The sequence below is a fragment of the Streptomyces phaeofaciens genome, from assembly GCF_014648915.1.
Taxonomy (GTDB): domain Bacteria; phylum Actinomycetota; class Actinomycetes; order Streptomycetales; family Streptomycetaceae; genus Streptomyces; species Streptomyces phaeofaciens.
In genome coordinates, this window is sequence record NZ_BMSA01000004.1 from 52993 (window position 1) to 69049 (window position 16057).

Annotated in this window: 10 protein-coding genes; 3 read left to right on the forward strand and 7 right to left on the reverse strand. The window is 71.5% G+C overall.

Going from position 1 to position 16057, the window contains the following annotated elements; all coding sequences use genetic code 11:
• Positions 1-37 precede the first annotated feature (37 nt).
• The 4 genes from IE275_RS10090 to IE275_RS10105 are packed head-to-tail and all read right to left on the reverse strand — an operon-like array spanning position 38 to position 4744.
• Positions 38-1567 carry a beta-N-acetylhexosaminidase gene (locus IE275_RS10090; RefSeq protein ID WP_189709970.1) on the reverse strand — a complete coding sequence of 510 codons (1530 nt, stop codon included), beginning with the start codon at positions 1565-1567 and terminating at the stop codon, positions 38-40.
• A 41-nt stretch (positions 1568-1608) separates the two neighbouring features.
• A complete protein-coding gene (locus tag IE275_RS10095; RefSeq protein WP_189709972.1) occupies positions 1609-2448 on the reverse strand; it encodes a carbohydrate ABC transporter permease in 840 nt (279 codons plus the stop codon).
• Positions 2445-3440, reverse strand: a complete 996-nt coding sequence (locus tag IE275_RS10100; RefSeq protein WP_189709974.1) for a carbohydrate ABC transporter permease — start codon at positions 3438-3440, stop codon at positions 2445-2447. Before IE275_RS10100 ends, IE275_RS10095 begins: the two co-directional genes overlap by 4 nt.
• Positions 3441-3478: 38 nt before the next feature.
• Positions 3479-4744 carry an extracellular solute-binding protein gene (locus IE275_RS10105; protein WP_444545877.1) on the reverse strand — a complete coding sequence of 422 codons (1266 nt, stop codon included), beginning with the start codon at positions 4742-4744 and terminating at the stop codon, positions 3479-3481.
• Positions 4745-5015: 271 nt separating this feature from the next.
• Between IE275_RS10105 and IE275_RS10110 the strand changes: the two genes are divergently transcribed.
• Complete coding sequence (locus tag IE275_RS10110) at positions 5016-5858, forward strand: GntR family transcriptional regulator (RefSeq protein ID WP_189709978.1); 843 nt, start codon at positions 5016-5018, stop codon at positions 5856-5858.
• Between the two features lie 419 nt (positions 5859-6277).
• Positions 6278-7999 carry a tannase/feruloyl esterase family alpha/beta hydrolase gene (locus IE275_RS10115; protein ID WP_229870177.1) on the forward strand — a complete coding sequence of 574 codons (1722 nt, stop codon included), beginning with the start codon at positions 6278-6280 and terminating at the stop codon, positions 7997-7999.
• A 92-nt stretch (positions 8000-8091) separates the two neighbouring features.
• Here IE275_RS10115 and IE275_RS10120 read toward each other — a convergent pair whose 3' ends face one another.
• Positions 8092-9384, reverse strand: a complete 1293-nt coding sequence (locus IE275_RS10120) for a serine hydrolase domain-containing protein (RefSeq protein WP_229870178.1) — start codon at positions 9382-9384, stop codon at positions 8092-8094.
• A gap of 184 nt (positions 9385-9568) precedes the next feature.
• On the opposite strand from IE275_RS10120, the gene IE275_RS10125 reads away from it, so the two are divergent.
• Positions 9569-10552: a tetratricopeptide repeat protein gene (locus IE275_RS10125; RefSeq protein WP_229870179.1), complete on the forward strand. Its 984-nt coding sequence runs from the start codon at positions 9569-9571 to the stop codon at positions 10550-10552.
• A gap of 87 nt (positions 10553-10639) precedes the next feature.
• Here the strand turns inward: IE275_RS10125 and IE275_RS10130 are convergent, their stop codons facing one another.
• Positions 10640-13912, reverse strand: coding sequence for a GH92 family glycosyl hydrolase (locus IE275_RS10130; RefSeq protein WP_189709982.1), 3273 nt, complete (start codon positions 13910-13912; stop codon positions 10640-10642).
• Positions 13913-14204: 292 nt separating this feature from the next.
• Positions 14205-15899 (reverse strand): glycosyl hydrolase family 28-related protein, encoded by a 1695-nt coding sequence (locus IE275_RS10135; RefSeq protein WP_189709985.1) that lies wholly within the window; start codon positions 15897-15899, stop codon positions 14205-14207.
• Positions 15900-16057: the final 158 nt, after the last annotated feature.

Consider the following 16057-nt stretch of genomic DNA (forward strand, 5'->3'; position numbering starts at 1 on the left):
GCGGTGCTGACTCGGGCGGGCGGGGACGCGCGGGGCGTCACCGGTGGCGGTGGACGCCGAGGGCGTCGAGCCGGGTGGTGTGCCGGTCCAGGCGGGACCGGAAGTCGTGCCAAGCGGTCGGGCCGCTCCAGGCGCGGTCGGCCAGGGCGCACAGACGCGGATAGGTGAGGTGTTCGAGATGCTCGGGTGTGGCGGCGAACTCGGTCCACAGCTGCGCCTGGGTGCCCAGCACCCGGGCGGCGGCGTCCGGGGACGCTCCCGGGGGCACGGGGTCGTGGCCGTGGACGTCCCGCAGAGCGACCACGGCTCCCGGCTGGGCTCGGGGCTCCCGGGGATCGGTGGTCTGCGCGTAGTCGAGGTAGGTGGCCCGGTAGTGGGCGTTGATCACGTCATGGCCGTGGCGGGCGGCGGCCAGGGCGTGCGCGGGGTCGCGCCAGGCCATCACCGTGAAGCCGTCGGGGAGTTCGGTACCGGTCTCGGCCCAGCCGACCGGGTGCCGCCCGTTGCGGACGAGGAACTCTCCCACCCGGCCGAGGAACCAGCGGTGCAGGGCGGCGGGGCCGCTGAGGCCCTCGGCCCGGATGCGCGCCTCGGCGACGGGGCTGCGCTCCCACTCCGTGAGGGGGCATTCGTCCCCTCCGATGTGGATGTAGGGCGACGGGAAGAGATCCATGACCTCTTCCAGCACGGTGCGGCAGAAGTCGAGGACCTCGTCGTGCACGCCGAGGACGGTGTCGCAGACGCCCCAGCGGGTCCAGACGTCCAGGGTGCGGTCCGGGTCGTTGCCCAGCCACGGACAGGCGGCCAGGGCGGCGCGGACGTGGCCGGGCATCTCGATCTCCGGCATGACGGTGACACCGCGCGCGGCCGCGTACTCCACCAGGCCGGCGAGTTCGGCCCGGGTGTAGGCGCCGCTGTGCGGGGTGCCGTCGTGGTCGTCGCCCGTCGCGCCGGTCATGGACCGCGAGCGGTGGCCGCCGATCTCGGTGAGTTCGGGGTAGGCGGTGACCGGCATGCGCCACCCCTGGTCGTCGGTCAGGTGCAGATGGAAGACGTTGATCTTGTGCAGGGCGAGGAGGTCGACGTAGCGGCGCAGGTACTCCACCGGCTGGAAGTGGCGTGCCACGTCGAGCATGGCGCCGCGCCAGGGGTGGTGGGGTACGTCGGTGATCTCGGCGCAGGGCAGGGACCACGGCACTCCGCGCCGTGGCTCCGGTGCCAGGGCCTGCGCGGGCAGGAGCTGACGGATCGTCTGCACGCCGCGCAGGAGCCCGGTGAGCCGTGCGGCGCGCAGGACCACGGAGTGCGGTCCGATCGTGAGTCCGTACCCTTCACGGCCGAGGCCGGTCAGGTGCGGATCGAGGGCGAGGGCGACCGGTCCGTCGGCGGCGGGGCGCAGCGGCAGTCCCGTGGCGGGGGCGAGGAGTGTGCGCAGCAGACGGGCGGCGTCCTCCGCTCCCGTACCGACGCGCAGGCTCGTGTCGGTGTGGAAGGTGAACGCGCCTGGCCTGGCCCGGGCCGTGGTGGGCCGGGGCAGGAGCGTGGCGTGGAGAGGGTGTGCGGGCACAGGTGTCTCCCGGGGGTCACGCGTGGCGGAAGGCCGCAGGGTCAGCCTTTGACGGCGCCGGCCGCGAAGCCGGTGGTCACATGGCGCTGGAGCAGCAGGAACACCGCCAGGGCGGGCAGCGCGAACAGGGTGGAGGCGGCCATGGTGGCGCCCCAGTCCGTGCCGAAGACGTTCTGGAACGAGGAGAGCCAGACCGGCAGCGTGCGGCTGTCCTGGTGTTTGATGATCAGGAAGTTGGCGTACGTGAACTCGTTCCAGGCGGTGATGTAGCCGAACAGCGAGGTGGCCATCAGACCGGGGGCGAGGAGGGGGAAGGCGATGTGCCGGAAGGCTCCGGCCCGGGTGCAGCCGTCGACCTGTGCCGCCTCCTCCAGTTCGGCGGGGATGGCGGCGATGAATCCGCGCAGCACCACGATGGTGAACGGCAGCGTCATCATGAAGTAGATCAGGGTGAGGGTGGGCAGCCGGTCGAGCATGCCGGTGTCGCGGGAGATGATGTAGATCGGGATGATCAGCGCCTCCCACGGCGCCATCTGCGCGATGAAGACCATGAGGACGAACGCGCGCCGGCCGCGCCAGCGCATCCGGGCGACGGCGTAGGACGCGCCGAGCGCCACGATCAGGGCGAGCAGGACGGCGCCCAGGGTGACCAGGACGCTGTTGCGCCAGAAGACTCCGAATCCTTCGGTGCCGACGGCGGTGCGGAAGTGGTCCAGCGTCCAGGTCCGCGGCAGCGGCCGGGGGTCGGCGGACTGGATGTCGCGGTTGGGCCGGAACGCGGTGGCGACCATCCAGTAGACGGGGAAGAGACAGACGACGATCGTGGCGCCCGCGGCGGCGTGCAGCGGGAGACGCCGAAGGCGCGAGCGTACGGCGCTCACAGGGCCTCGCCCTCCTGACGGAACATCTGGCGGAAGTAGAGGACGAGCACGCCGGCCATCATGACGACGGTGACCATCGAGGCCGCCGAGCCGAGGTCGTAGCGCTGGCTGGACAGGGCGGTCTGCACGGCGTACACGGGCAGGATGGTGGTCGCGTCCCCCGGTCCGCCGTTGGTCATGACCCAGATCTGCACGAACGCCTTGAACGTCCAGATGACTTCCAGCGAGAGCACCAGCATGAAGATCGGCCGGATCATCGGGAAGGTGACGGCGCGGAAGATGCGCCCGGCCGTGGCGCCGTCGATGCGGGCCGACTCGTACAGCTCCGGCGGCACCGTCGTCAGGGCCGAGTACAGGGTGACGGCCGCGAACGGCACGGACTGCCAGACGATCAGGACGACGAGGATGGCGAAGGCGGCCGGGCCGTGCGCGAACCACGGATAGCGGTCGAACGACTCGAAGCCCAGCGCGGTCAGGGTCTGGTTGACGATGCCGAACTCCGAGTGGAACAGCCACTGGAAGACCGTGGTGGCCGCGATGACCGGCATCGCCCAGGCCAGGACGAGTGCGCTGAGCACGGCGGTACGGCCGCGCCGGCCCAGCCGTTCGATCACCAGGGCCACGAGGGTGGCGAGCAGCATGATCAGGACGACGTTGACGGCCATGAAGAGGAACGTGCGGCGGACGACCTGCCAGAACCGGCCGTCGGTGAGGAGCGTCTCGTAGTTGCGCAGGCCCACGAAGCGTGCGTCGCCCCGGATGAGCTGGCGCAGCCGGAAGTCCTGCAACGAGATCAGCACGGTGCGGACGAGCGGGTACACCAGCAGATACAGCATGCCCAGCACGGTCGGTGCGACCAGCAGGTACGGCCAGGCCCGGCCGGGGGAATGCCGCCATCCGCGCCGCTCGGTGTCCGGCCCCGGCGGTGCGGGCGGCCGGGCCGGCCGGGGGAACAGGGGGCGTGGCACATCGCGTTCGCGGATGACCGACACGACGTCGTCTCCTTTCGGCGTGCGGCGTGGGCGTCGGTTCAGGAGCCGGACTTCATGGCGCTGGTGATCGCCTGGGACGCTTCGGTGGCCTCGGACCTGGCGTCGGCGCCGGTGAGGACGGCCGTCATGTAGTCCTTGAGGGGGTTCTTGGCCTCGACGGCCGCCCAGCCGGGGGTGTTCGGTGTCGCCCGGCCGACGGCCGCGCCCGCCGCCATGGCGGCGGTACCGGGGTCGGAGGCCACCGCGTCGGCCAGGGTCGTCCTGTTGGGCACGTAGCTCATGGCGACGGCGAGCTTGCGCTGCCAGGTGTCGCCGGTGAGTTCGCCGATGAAGGTGAGGGCCGCGTCCTGCTTGCCCGACGCCGCCGGGACGACGAGGTCGGAACCGCCGATGAACACCGAGCCGGGCTGGGCCGCGGTCTTTCCCGGGACGGGGAAGAACCCGAGTCTTCCCTTGAGTTCGGGGTTGCTCTCGGCGACCACCTTGGCCCCGCCGGGCGTCGAGATGATCTGCGCCACCCGGCCCGCGGCCATGACCTCGGCCTGCGGCGGCTCCGCCTCGTCGGAGTCCCGGGGCCCCTTGCCCAGTGCCTGGAGCTCCTTGTAGAAGTCCATGCCACGCAGCGCCTCGGGGGTGTCGAGGGTTCCCTTCCAGTCGTCGCCGGACCGCGTGGCCAGGTCTCCGCCCTCGTCCCAGATGAACCCGGCGAGCGCGTACCACATCTGGCCCGGCAGGTAGATGCCCTGCGTACCACCGGTGTTGAGCTTCTTCGTGGCGGTGATCCACTGGTCGCGGGTCTTGATGGTGCCGGCGTCGACGCCGGCCTTGCGGAACAGGTCGGTGCGGTAGATCACGACCCGGTTGGCGGCGTAGTACGGGATGCCGTACTGCTTGCCCTCGTACGCGCCGGGCTCGGCCAGTCCGCGCAGCCAGTCCTTGCCGCCGAGTTCGTCGACCTTGTCGCTGAGATCGAGCAGCCCGCCGCTCTGCGCGAACTGGGCCACCTGGGTGTTGCCCGTCTCGATGACATCGGGGGCGTCGTTGCTGGCGAGCGCGGCGGTGACCTTCTCGCCGATCCCGTCCCACTCCTGGATCTGCACCTTGACCTTGATGTCCGGGTGCGCGGCCTCGAAGCCGTCGACGAACTCCTGCTGGAACGCGGCCGAGACGCTGTCGCGCATGAGCCAGACGTCGATGGTGGTCGTGCCGTCGGCGGAGTCGCCGGAGGACCCGGAGCCGCCGCAGGCGGCGAGGCCTCCAGCGATCACCAGTGCGCACAGACCTGCAAGCATGCGGAGCTTCACGGTTCACCCCTGGGAGAAAAACGGGAAAGCAGCAGGCGACCTGACCAGTTGAGCAACTGGACAGGTGACCTCTTATTGGTCGTTGAAGGTGGCATAGACCAATAGAGGCGTCAACCCCCCACGCTTCAGCGCGCTTTGGCCGGGTTACGTACGGAGATCGCCTGACCGGGCACACGGCGACGGTTACACTGCACCTGACCAGTGAGCGTCCAGTGGTCAATGACGGAGGATCTGGTCAAGTGAAACGGCGAGCGGCGGGCAGGAGCGGCACATGAGCGCTGGCGGGTCAGGGGCGGTCCTCAAGCGGGAACGGGTCCGCGACTACATCCTGGAACTCATCGAGTCACTGAGCCCCGGCGACGCCATCGCCTCCGAGCGATCCCTGTGCGCCAGCCTCGACGTCTCCCGGCCGACACTGCGCGCGGCCGTCGACGAACTCGTCGCGGCGGGCCTCCTCGTGCGGGAACACGGCCGGGGCATGTTCGTGGCGCCCGAGAAGATCACCCAGGAACTCGTCTCCGACCAGCGGGCCATGGTCCTCCCCCGGGCCTCCGGCGCCTGGTCGAGCCGCCTGCTGGAGTTCACCACGATCGCCGCCGGCGCCCGGGTCGGCCGCAAACTGCGTCTGTCGCCCGCCGCCGACATCGTCTACGCGGCGCGCCTGCGGCTCGTGGACGGCGTGCCCATGGCCATCGAGCACCTGCACATCCGCGCCGATCTCGTCCCCGCGCTCACCGCCGAGGAACTGGAGACCGGCGACCTGTACGACCACCTCCGCGACGGACACGGAGTCCAGGTCAGCGAGGCCGTACAGACCATGGAGCCCACCGTGGTCAGCCAGGCCGAGGCCAGGCTCCTCGGGGTGCCCCACCTGTCCCCCGCGCTCCTCTTCGAGCGGCTCACCAGCGACACCGGCGACCGGCCCGTCGAGTACGTCCACTCGATCTACCGGGGTGACCGCTACCGCATCGTCTCCCGCCTCACCCTGGGCCCCACGGCCACCCGCGAACCCACCGCGCCGACCGGGCACCTCCCGGGCATCCCGCCGGGCGCCTTCGCCCAGCCGGAGTCCGTCGCCCTGACCACCCAGGGAGACGTCCAGCCCGCCCGCTGAGCCGCCTCGTGCCGCACTCCGCCCCGACCCGCCACAACACGGCCGGCCCGGCTCACCCGTTCCCCGCGCGCAGCCTGAGATTGCGTGCCGTGCGGGTTGACAAGGGGGCGTGTTTCCACGCCGCGCGGGCCGCCGTGACCGCGCGCCTCACCTTGGCCGATAATCGTCAACAATTTCGTTGACGGATCTTGCGCTCGCGATCGACGCGCGACTACGTTCCTCGCCGTACCCCACCGTGAAGCGGCAGTCGACGAGGGCCGCCCGGACCCCGAGGACGACCGGGAGCGCCGGGACGGGCCGGCCGACCCGGGTCGCCGCACACACCGGGCCCACCGCCGTTCACGCCGGTTCAGCGATCGAAACGGAGACCGAGCATGCAGATGCTCTCCAGATGGTGTCGGTGGAAGTCAGCCGCCTTCATGGCCACCCTGGCCGCCGCCCTCGCTCTCGTGACCGGGGCGGGCATCACCCTCGCCAACGCGACGACCGGCAGCTCGCAGACCTCCGCCACGGCCGCTTCGCCGGCCTCGAACGGCACGGTCGCCGGCATCCCGCCGGCCATGCCCTGCGCCTCCGTCACGGGACTCGACCTGGCGAGCGCCGTACCGGGCGCACCCTTCGCGTTCACCTCCGCCACCGAGACGAGCGCGGAGAACAACACCCTCGGCGACTGGGCCGCCTGTGTCGTCAAGGGCGTGATCGCACCGCAGATCCACTTCGAGCTGCGTCTGCCCCGGACGGGCTGGCAGGCCGACTACCTCCAGCTCGGCTGCGGCGGCCTCTGCGGCAGCGTGAACGCGGGCAGCGCCCCCGCCGCCGCCGGATGTGTTCCCCTGACCGACGGCGCCTTCGCCGTCGCCTCCAGCGACGAGGGCCACTCCCAGGGCGGCGGGCTCTTCTCCACCGACCCGACGCTGCGCGCGGACTTCGGCTACAAGTCCGACCATCTCCTCGCCCAGGTGGCGAAGACCGTCATCGAGAAGTACTACGGGCAGGCGGCGACGCACGCCTACTTCGACGGCTGCTCGCAGGGCGGCCATCAGGGACTGACCGAGGCCCAGCGCTACCCCGACGACTTCGACGGCATCATCGCCGGCGCCCCGGCCAACAACTTCACCGCCCTCAACACCTTCTCCCACGCGTGGACCGCCCAGTCGGTCTTCCTCGACGGCGGCCCGGCCACCCTCACCACGGCCGACCTCGCCCCCCTCCACGAGGCGGTCCTCAAGGGCTGCGGCGCCACGGACGGCGTCGTCACCGACCCACTGGGCTGCACCTGGGACCCGGCGAGCATCACGTGCGAGGCCGGTCGGACCTCCACCGCCTCCGACTTCTGCCTCACCGCCGACCAGGTCACCACCCTGCGCCGGATCTACTCGGGTCCCACCGACGAACACGGTGAGCTGCTCTACCCCGGCTACCAGCTCCGTGGCTCCGAGCTGAACTGGGCCGGGATCATCGTGCCCACCACGGCCACGGGCACCACCGGCGACATGAACTTCGTCCGCGAGACCATCCGCTACCAGGTCTTCGACAGCCCCCGGCCGGCCCTCACCTACAAGGACGTCAAGTTCACGTCGTCCTTCTACAAGAAGATCATGCAGCCCAACGAGGGCATGTACGACGCCACCGACCCCGACCTCAGCGCCTTCAAGAAGTCCGGCGGCAAGCTGATCCTGTGGCACGGCCTCGGAGACCAGCACATCCCGGCCGTCGGCACCATGGCCTACTACAAGGCCGTACAGAAGGCCATGGGCGGCGGTTCCCGGACCGAGGACTTCGCCCGGCTGTTCCTGCTCCCGGGCGTCGCGCACTGCGGCGGCGGCCAGGGACCCGGCACCCTCGACGCGCTGACCGCCATGATCGACTGGGTCACCGAGGGCGAGGCGCCGAGCAGCCTGCTGACCACGTCGGCCGACAGCAGCGGAACGGTCACCGCGAGCCGGCCGGTCTTCCCCTTCCCCTACGTCGCCGAGAACACCACGGGCGGCCCGGCCGACGAGGCCGGCAGCTACACCCCCGTCCTGTCCGAGGCGGAGGCGAAGCTCAGCCTGAACTGGCTCGGCTCGTTCCGCTCCGGCTACGAGACGGTGGGCAACTGGGTCCACGGCACATGGGTGGTGACCAAGGGCAAGGCCTGATCGCCCAGCGGGTGATCGGCTCCCGGGCCCCCGCGACGGCGCGGCCTCCCGGCACATCGCCGGGAGGCCGTCGCCTTCGCGGCCATGTCCCCTCAGTGCGCGAAGAGGTCCGCGACGACGACCTTGGCGAGCTCGTTCGCCGGAGCCGTGCCGTCGGGCGACTGGTTGAGGTCGGCGAGCACCACGAGCGTCGCGCGGCGGGCGGGGTCGTAGCCCATGAAGGCGGTGAATCCGGGGATCTGCCCGTCGTGGCCGATGAAGCCGAGCAGGTTCGCGACGGCGAGGCCGTAGCCCGGGGCGCCGGGCCTGTCGGAGGTCGGGACGAACGTCAGCCGTTCACGCTGGAGTTCCGGGCTCAGCAGGGTGCCGGTGGCCAGCGCCCGCGCCCAGCGCCGCAGGTCGTCCACGGTGGAGACGGCGGCGCCCGCCGCCCCGGCCCAGCTCAGGTTGGCGTTGGTGACGTCGTACGGGTCGCCGGCCGACCAGTCGGCCCAGGCCGCATCCCTTCCGGTCAGCACGGGTGCGGAGAGGCTGTCGACGTTGCTGAGGAACTGGTAGCCGGCCGGGTGCGGGCGGGGGAACGCCGTGCTGGGGTGGTAGCCGGTCTCGCGCAGGCCCACGGGGCGGAAGATCCGGTGCCGGAACAGTTCGGCCAGCGGCCGGTGGGTGAGCTGCTCGGCGATCAGCCCGAGCAGCACGGTGTTGGTGTTGGAGTAGTGGAACGCCGTGCCGGGCGGGAAGTACACCGGGTGGCGGAACGCGACGTCGAGCAGTTCCTCGGGGGTCCACTCGCCTGCCGGGTCCCGGTCGATGCGCTCGTTGAAGCCCGGGTCCTCGGCGTAGTTGTACAGCCCGCTGGTCATCTGCAACAGCTGGCGGATGGTGATGCGCTCGCCGTTGGGCACGCCCTGCCGGTACGTCGCCACCGGGTCGTCCAGCGACAGCCTGCCCTCCTGCACGAGTTGCAGGACGACCGTGCCGGTGAAGGTCTTGGTGATGCTTCCGACGCGCAGATGGTCACCGGTGCGCAGGGGCTCGCCGGTGGTGAGGTCGCGCGTTCCCAGGGCGGTGGTCCAGGTCCCCGCCTCCGGCGTGGTGACGGAGACGACCGCTCCCGGAATCCGGAGCCGCTGCATGCGGGCGAGCAGATCCTTCGTCAACTGCCCGGCGTACGGGGGCTCGTGGGGGTTCCGCTCGGCGCCGGGCGCGGCCGCCCGCGCGGTGGCGGGCGCGAGGGCGGGGACGGCCTGCACGGGGGCGGTCGCGCCGAGGACGAGCGCCGTGGCCAGGAGGACCGTGCGCAGGCGACGCACGCCGGCCCGGCGCGAGCGGCGACCTGAGCCGAGGGCGGCCGTGGTCGGTGTGTCGCGACGGTCCTGCGCCATCGGTCCAGTGTCCATGCCGGGTCCCGTTCGCCTTGGGGGATGATGCCCGCCTGTGTATCACCGGCCCGTCGACGCCCGGCGGCCTTGCGCTGTCGGTGGGCGCGCCGCTGCCCGGCCCGCTGCCCGGCCCGCCGGCCCGGGCTCGGCGACCGGAGGACGGCCGGACCGGGGATATCCTCGCGCGGTGACGAATCGAGCAGTGGCCGGTGGACTGGGTATCGCGCGGGTGCTGGCGCACTGCGGGGGCAGCCCGGTGGCGGCCGTGCACTACCTGGCGGGTGCCATCGCCTCCGCTCCGGAGAACCCCGAGCCCTATACGGCTCTTGCCGAACTGTGGAGGGACAGGCGGCCGGAGCTGGCCGAGGTCGTCCAGGGTGCCGACGCGCCGAGGACGGTACTGGCGCGGTCGTACATCAGCTTCCTCGAGGGCGACATGGACGACGCGGCGCTGGCGATCGGATCCGTCACGGGTGTGCAGCCCGACACCGCGTGGGCCGAGGCGCCCTGGTTCGGCGATGAACGATTTCTCGGTGCGGTGAGTGCCGACGCGCTGGCCGAGGCCGCGATGCGGACGATGGACTACGGGCACGGTCTGGACTCCGACAGCATGCGGGAGAGGTTCCGGCCCTGGTTCCACGCCATCGACGTGGTCGCGGCCCGCCGGCCCCTGCCGGACGCGTTGGCCAGGATGGCGATCCTGCTGCGGGCCTGCGGTCTCACGGAGGAGTCGTTCGCCCTGTGCCGGCGGGCGGACTCCGTCGAACGGATCATGCTGACGGAAGTCGTCCGAGCGGGCACCTGGCGCAAGCTGGGCGATCTCGAGCAGACCGCGGCGGCGTTCGAACGCGCCCTCGCCCTGGACCCGGCCAACTGGTCGCTCCACCTCGACCTGGCCGATGTCCGCGCCGAGCAGGGCGACTTCACCGCCGCGGTCCGGCTGACCGACGAGGGTCTGCGGCGGGAGCCGGCCGAACTCACCCTGCGCGCGGCCGGAGCCGCCTACCGGGCACGGCTCACCGGTTCGCCCGCCGCTCTGGGCGAGCTCATCGAACTGGCGCCGAAGCTGCCGAACGGCTCCTACCGAGGCCTGCTGATCGACCACGCGTGCGCGGGGCCCGCGCTGCCCGCCGACCTGGTGGCGGCGGCCCGGAGCATCCTGGACACCTGACGCTCCGGTGCGGACGGCCACCGCCCCCGGGGCCGAGCGACAACCCCGGGGGCAAGAGCGGCGCGCGGCCGCCCACGGTGTGGGGTGTCAGCCGCTCGCGAGGGCGAACACGTGGAGGTCCGCCTGGTGGGGGAGCTTCACACTGGTGATCGTCCTTCCCTCCGGAGCCGAGAACGGCTTGGTGGCGAACACATAGGTGGCCACCGGGTCCTTGTCCGCGCCCGCGACATTGCGGTACGCGCTCCGGGCGACGACCACGTTGCCGTACTGGACGGTGCCGCCGCCCCCGCCGACGGTCCAGTCCGTGAAGGAGAGGTCGACCGAGTCGGTGGCGCCGTCGGAGTAGGTGACCGTGGCGGTGGTCCGCTGGTTGCCGTTGACCGCGCTGCCGACGAAGGACAACTTCGTGGCTCCGGACGGGAGGCCGAGTGTCTGGTCGGTGGCGGAGACGTTGTCGGGTCGCCCGTTCGGCGACGCGGGCCAGGTGAAGGTCAGCCTCTCCACGGTGCCCCGGCCGCCTGGCGTGAGGCCGGCGGCCGCGAGGGCCTGACGGGAGTAGCTCCAGCCGCCGCCGTCGTAGTCGGCCTCGTCATGGTCGCCCGCGTCGTCCGAGACACCGGTGTTGTTGTAGGCCGCGAGCAGGGTGCCGGGGGCGGCGACGGTCAGGGCGACGGGTTGCGCGTACGAGGTGTCGCCCGAGGTCACCGTGACCTTCACGTCGTAGAAGTCCTGCCGTGTGGCCTGCGCGGCGGTGAGGGTGATCTCCTGGGCGCCGTCGACGACGGTTCCCTCGGCGGGAGTCGCCGTGACGCCGTCCGGGGTCTCCACCCGGAAACGCACCTCGGGCCCCGTGCCGCCGCTCAGTGACAGGGCGCGGATGCCGACCTTCGTCCGCTCGCCCGGTGCGAGCGTCGCCGCGGTCGGGCCGACGCCGATCTGGTACGGCTGCTCCCCCGCACGGAACGAGGGCGGGGCGTCGGTGGGGTCGCTCCCCCAGCTTCGGTCCGGGGTGCTCGAGAGCGTGTAGTCGATCCTGCCGCCGTCCCGCACCAGCGATGCCGGCAGCCAAGGGCGGTCACTGGTACGGCCGTCGACCTTCAGGGAGCGGATGTACGGCGCGTCGGCGGCGGCGCCCGGCGCGCGCACGGAGATGTCGTTGCCGTGCGGACGGTCGATCTCGATGCGGGGGAACAGCGGTGAGGCGAGGACGAGTTCGGCCCGGGACGGCACCTGGGGGTACATGCCGAGCGCGGAGAAGACGTACCACGACGACATCGCGCCGAGGTCGTCGTTGCCGGGGATGCCGCCGGGCGCCGTCGACCACAGCGCGCTCATCGCGGCGCGGACGGTCTCCTGGGTCTTGTAGGGCGCGCCCGCGTAGGCGTACAGGTAGGGCACGTTGATCGAGGGTTCGTTGTCCATCTCGGACTTGTCGCCGCCGCTGCCGGTGAAGGCCCAGTCGCCGTCGGCGTCGTGGAAGAAGGAGTCGAGGCGGGCGAGCGCCTTCTCCTTGCCGCCCATCGCGGCGAACAGGCCGGCGGGGTTGTGCTGCACCATCCATGTGTACTGGGCGGCCGTCCCCTCGACGAACCCGTTGCCGGTGGCCGGGGTGAAGCCGGTGACCCAACTGCCGTCGGCCTTTCGGTTGGCGATGTACCCGCCGCCCGGGTCGGCGGCGATGTTGAAGTTGTTCTGCCACCACTGGGACCGGCGGGCGAAGTCGGCGGCGGTCTTCTTGCGGCCGGCCGCCGCGGCGAGCTGGGACAGGGCGAAGTCGGCGCCGGACATCTCCAGCGTCTCGGCGGCCCCGCCCCAGGCGTTGGAGACGGACGGCATGTAGTGGAGGTCGAGGTACTTGTCGAGCGAGGGCCGCTGGCCGACGGACAGCACGGGCTTGCCCGCCGACGACAGATCCTTCTGCGTCGGCTCGGTCGCCGCCTCGACCAGTGAGTTCAGCGCGCCGTGCAGGTCGAAGTCCGTTCCGCCGAAGGCGCGGATGCCGGCCAGGGCGGCCGGTGAGGGGTCGCCGTTCATGACGTGCGTGCCGCCCGCGCCGTGCAGCCAGCGGTCCCAGATGCCGCCGTTCTGCCGGGCGAGCTCGTACAGGGACTGCGCGATGTCCGATCCCGTGCGCGGGTCGAGCAGGGTGAGCAGCTGCACCTGGTCCCGGTACACGTCCCAGCCGGAGAACGTGCCGAACTGGGCACGGTGGCCGCGCGGGACGGTGTGCACCTCGCCGTCGCTGCCGCGGTATCGGCGGTCGGCGTCGCTGATCACGTTCGGGTGCAGGAGCGCATGGTAGAGCGCGGTGTAGAAGGTGGTGCGTTCGGCCTCGGTGCCGCCGCCGACCCGGATGGCGTCGAGCCGTTCGCGCCAGGCACGGCGAGCAGCGTCCTTGACCTGGTCGAAGGTCCGGCGAGGCGGGTTCTCCTGGGCGAGGTTGGCGGCTGCGCCGGCCTGACTGACGTACGAGACGCCGACCTTGGCGTTGACCGGACCGGATCCCGGCTCGAACTCGACGTAGCCGCCGGCGCCCTTGCCCGCGACCGGCCGCCCGCCGGACGAGAAGCCGCCGGTGCCGCCGCCGGACGATGTGGAGCCGGGGCTCAGCGTGTCGTCCTGCCAGGTGCCGGTGGCCTTGAACGCGCGGTCGAAGCGGGCGGTGAAGTGCAGGGTGTAGTAGGCGCGTCGGCCTTCCGGGTCGAGGTAGCCGCAGAAGTTGCCGGAGGTGACCGAGCCGGAGACGGTACGCGTCGCCGGGTCGATGGTGATCGTCGAATCGGTCGAGCCGACCTCGGAGTTGGCGGTGCGGAACAGCAGGGACGCGGGCTTGCCGTCCGGGTAGGTGAAGCGGGCCGAGCCCGTGCGGGCCGTCGCCGTGAGATCGGCGGTCACTCCGGAGGCGAGGCCGACCTTGTAGTGACCGGGCTCGGCCGACTCGTCGGCATGGCTGAAGTCGGAGGCGTAGACGGCGTCCTTGGTGTCGCTCGCCGGTGACGAGGTGACCTCGCCCGCGTACGGGAAGAGCGGGATGTCGCCGCTGCCGCCCGCACAGCCGGTGCCGGACATGTGGGTGAGGCTGAAGCCGCGGATGCGGGTGGCGTCGTAGTGGTAGCCGCCGGGTGCGGCGGTGCGGGTGGCGTCGCCCCGGGTGTTCTCCGGGCTGAAGGAGAACATGCCGAAGGGGGTGACGGCACCGGGAAAGACGTTGCCGCCGTTCCTGGTGCCGATGAGCGGATCGACGTAGGGGGTGGGGTCGTCGACGAGCCCTGGCGGTGCGGCGGACTCCGCCAGGGCGGGGGTGGCGCCGGTGGCCGCCAGGACGGCGGCCAGCAGCAGAGACATCGGACGGAAGCGCATGACGCGGCCCCTCCTCCTTCGGACGGGTCGCGCACCACAAGTCACACAAGCCGCAGGCACAGTAGCGTGCGCCAAGCCTGCCGCGAAAGGGCGCGGGGGCCGTTGTCCGACACCCTTGACATCGTTGTCCAACAGGGCGGTAGAGTCCTCATGTACAGACCAATTCCGACTGTCGTCGCGCACCGAACGTCGTCACAAGCCTCCCTTTTCCCCCGGGCCCGGCCGGTCGGCGGTGGCATGCTCGCCGCCCGCCGACCGGCTCGGGCGGCCGATCGCACGTCCCTCGGACCGGTCAGCCCAGCGCCCGCTGGGCGTCGTAGAGATTGGCCGGCCAGACCTGACCGGGCCGGCCGTAGAGCTCCACCGCGGTGTTCAGGTCGCCCGCGAAGTCCGGTACGTCGATCTGCCCGAATTCGCGGACCTCGCTGATCGCCACCGTGGCGCTGCGGGGCGCGATCTCGTCGATCTTGACGAGGCCCGCCCGGCCGTTGGTGACGGTGACGTTCCAGTGGGTGAAGCGCGCGCCGTAGAGGGGGCCGGCGGAGGCGTCGCCGCCGTGCTGTCCGACGTTGTCCAGGGTGATGTCGGTGCGGACGTTCGCGAAGGGGAGGCCACGGTGGGTGTCGAAGGTGCCCATCTCCATGCGCCCCCGGGTCCAGACGTTGTGACTGGAGAGGCCTTCGACGTTGATGCCGTGCAGCTGGGTGTTGGAGGGCGCGGGGCTGGTGCGCCGCTCGATGGTGAACGTGTCCACGAGGTTGTCGTGGGAGCCTTCACGGCAGCAGTAGGGATGATGGCCGCCCCGCCCGGAGACCGTGGTCCGGCGCAGGGTGCAGGCCTTGGCCGCCACCAGGAGGAAGCCGTTGTCCGCGTTGTTGACCCTGACGTCGTCGACCCAGCAGTCCCAGGCGCACTGGAGGGCGACACCGTTGTAGCCCTTGTCGAGCAGGTGCTCGGACTGCGGTGTCTCGACGAAGTCGAGGGTGAGCCCCTCGACACCGGCGCCCACCAACGGCCGGACCAGGGTGGTCAACCGCGGTCGCCACGCGGGCCGGGCGTCCAACGGCAGGGGCCGATCCAGGCGAAGGCGCCGGTGACGTGGCTCCACGCCGACGACGCGGCACGGCCACTCGTACGGCACATAGGACGTGAGCTTGGTCTTGTCGCTCCAGACGTAGTCGGCGGCGCCCTCGACGTCACCGCACATGTGCCGCAGGAGACTGTGCTCGGTGTCGTCCTCCAGCCGGAGCAGGACACGGTCACCGGGCCGGAACGGAGCGGTGTCGGCGACGACGACATGCCGGTCCCCCTGCCGTGCCGGGCGGGCGAGCGGGCTGAGCGTGCGCCATTGATCGCGCTTGTTGCCGGTCCAGCCCTCGAAGGGCCAGTCGGCCGCCCGGACGGCGGCCGTGAGCGTGCGGAACCGGTCGGCGGGGCTCAGCCAGATCATGCCGCCGGCCCAGGACCAGGCCGACTTGTTGCCGCCGTAGCGGCTGCCGTACCGGCCGATCAGCTCCTGAAGGCTGCGGGTGCCGAGCAGGGTGGTACGGCCGCTGCCGGCACCGCGCAGTACGACGTCGTCGTGACCGATGTGGATGACGCCGTCGATGCGGTAGGTGCCCGGAGGAACCCGGACGGTTCCCCCGCCGAGAAGGCCCGCGCGTTCGATGGCCCTGTTGATGGCGGGCGCCGCATCGGCCGAACCGTCGGGCAGGGCCCCGAAGTCACGGACGTCCGCGACCACGCGCGAGCGCGGAAACCGGTCGCTTCCGCCCGCGTAGCCGGATCGGCCGATGAAGGGTATCTGCGGATGGGTGTAGGGCTGGGAGCAGAACTCGCGCCACAGGGCCGGGACCTGGGCCCCCGCGTGCCGCGCGGGGGCGGCCGCCGCGGTGCCGCTGAAGAGGGTGCCACCGGCCGCCGTCACCGCGGCGCCGAGTGCGCCGCCGAGCACCGCACGACGGCCTGGTCGTCTGTCTGCATTCATGCGCTGGATCTGCCTTCCCGGTAGGTGAACGCGGATCGTCCCGGTCGGCACGCATGTGCCGTCGGTGCGGCTGCCTCGAAGAAGCACTCCCTATGGATGTTCATGGATATGAACAGCCAATCCTTATGTGAACTCTCAGCGACCCTAGGGACCCGCAT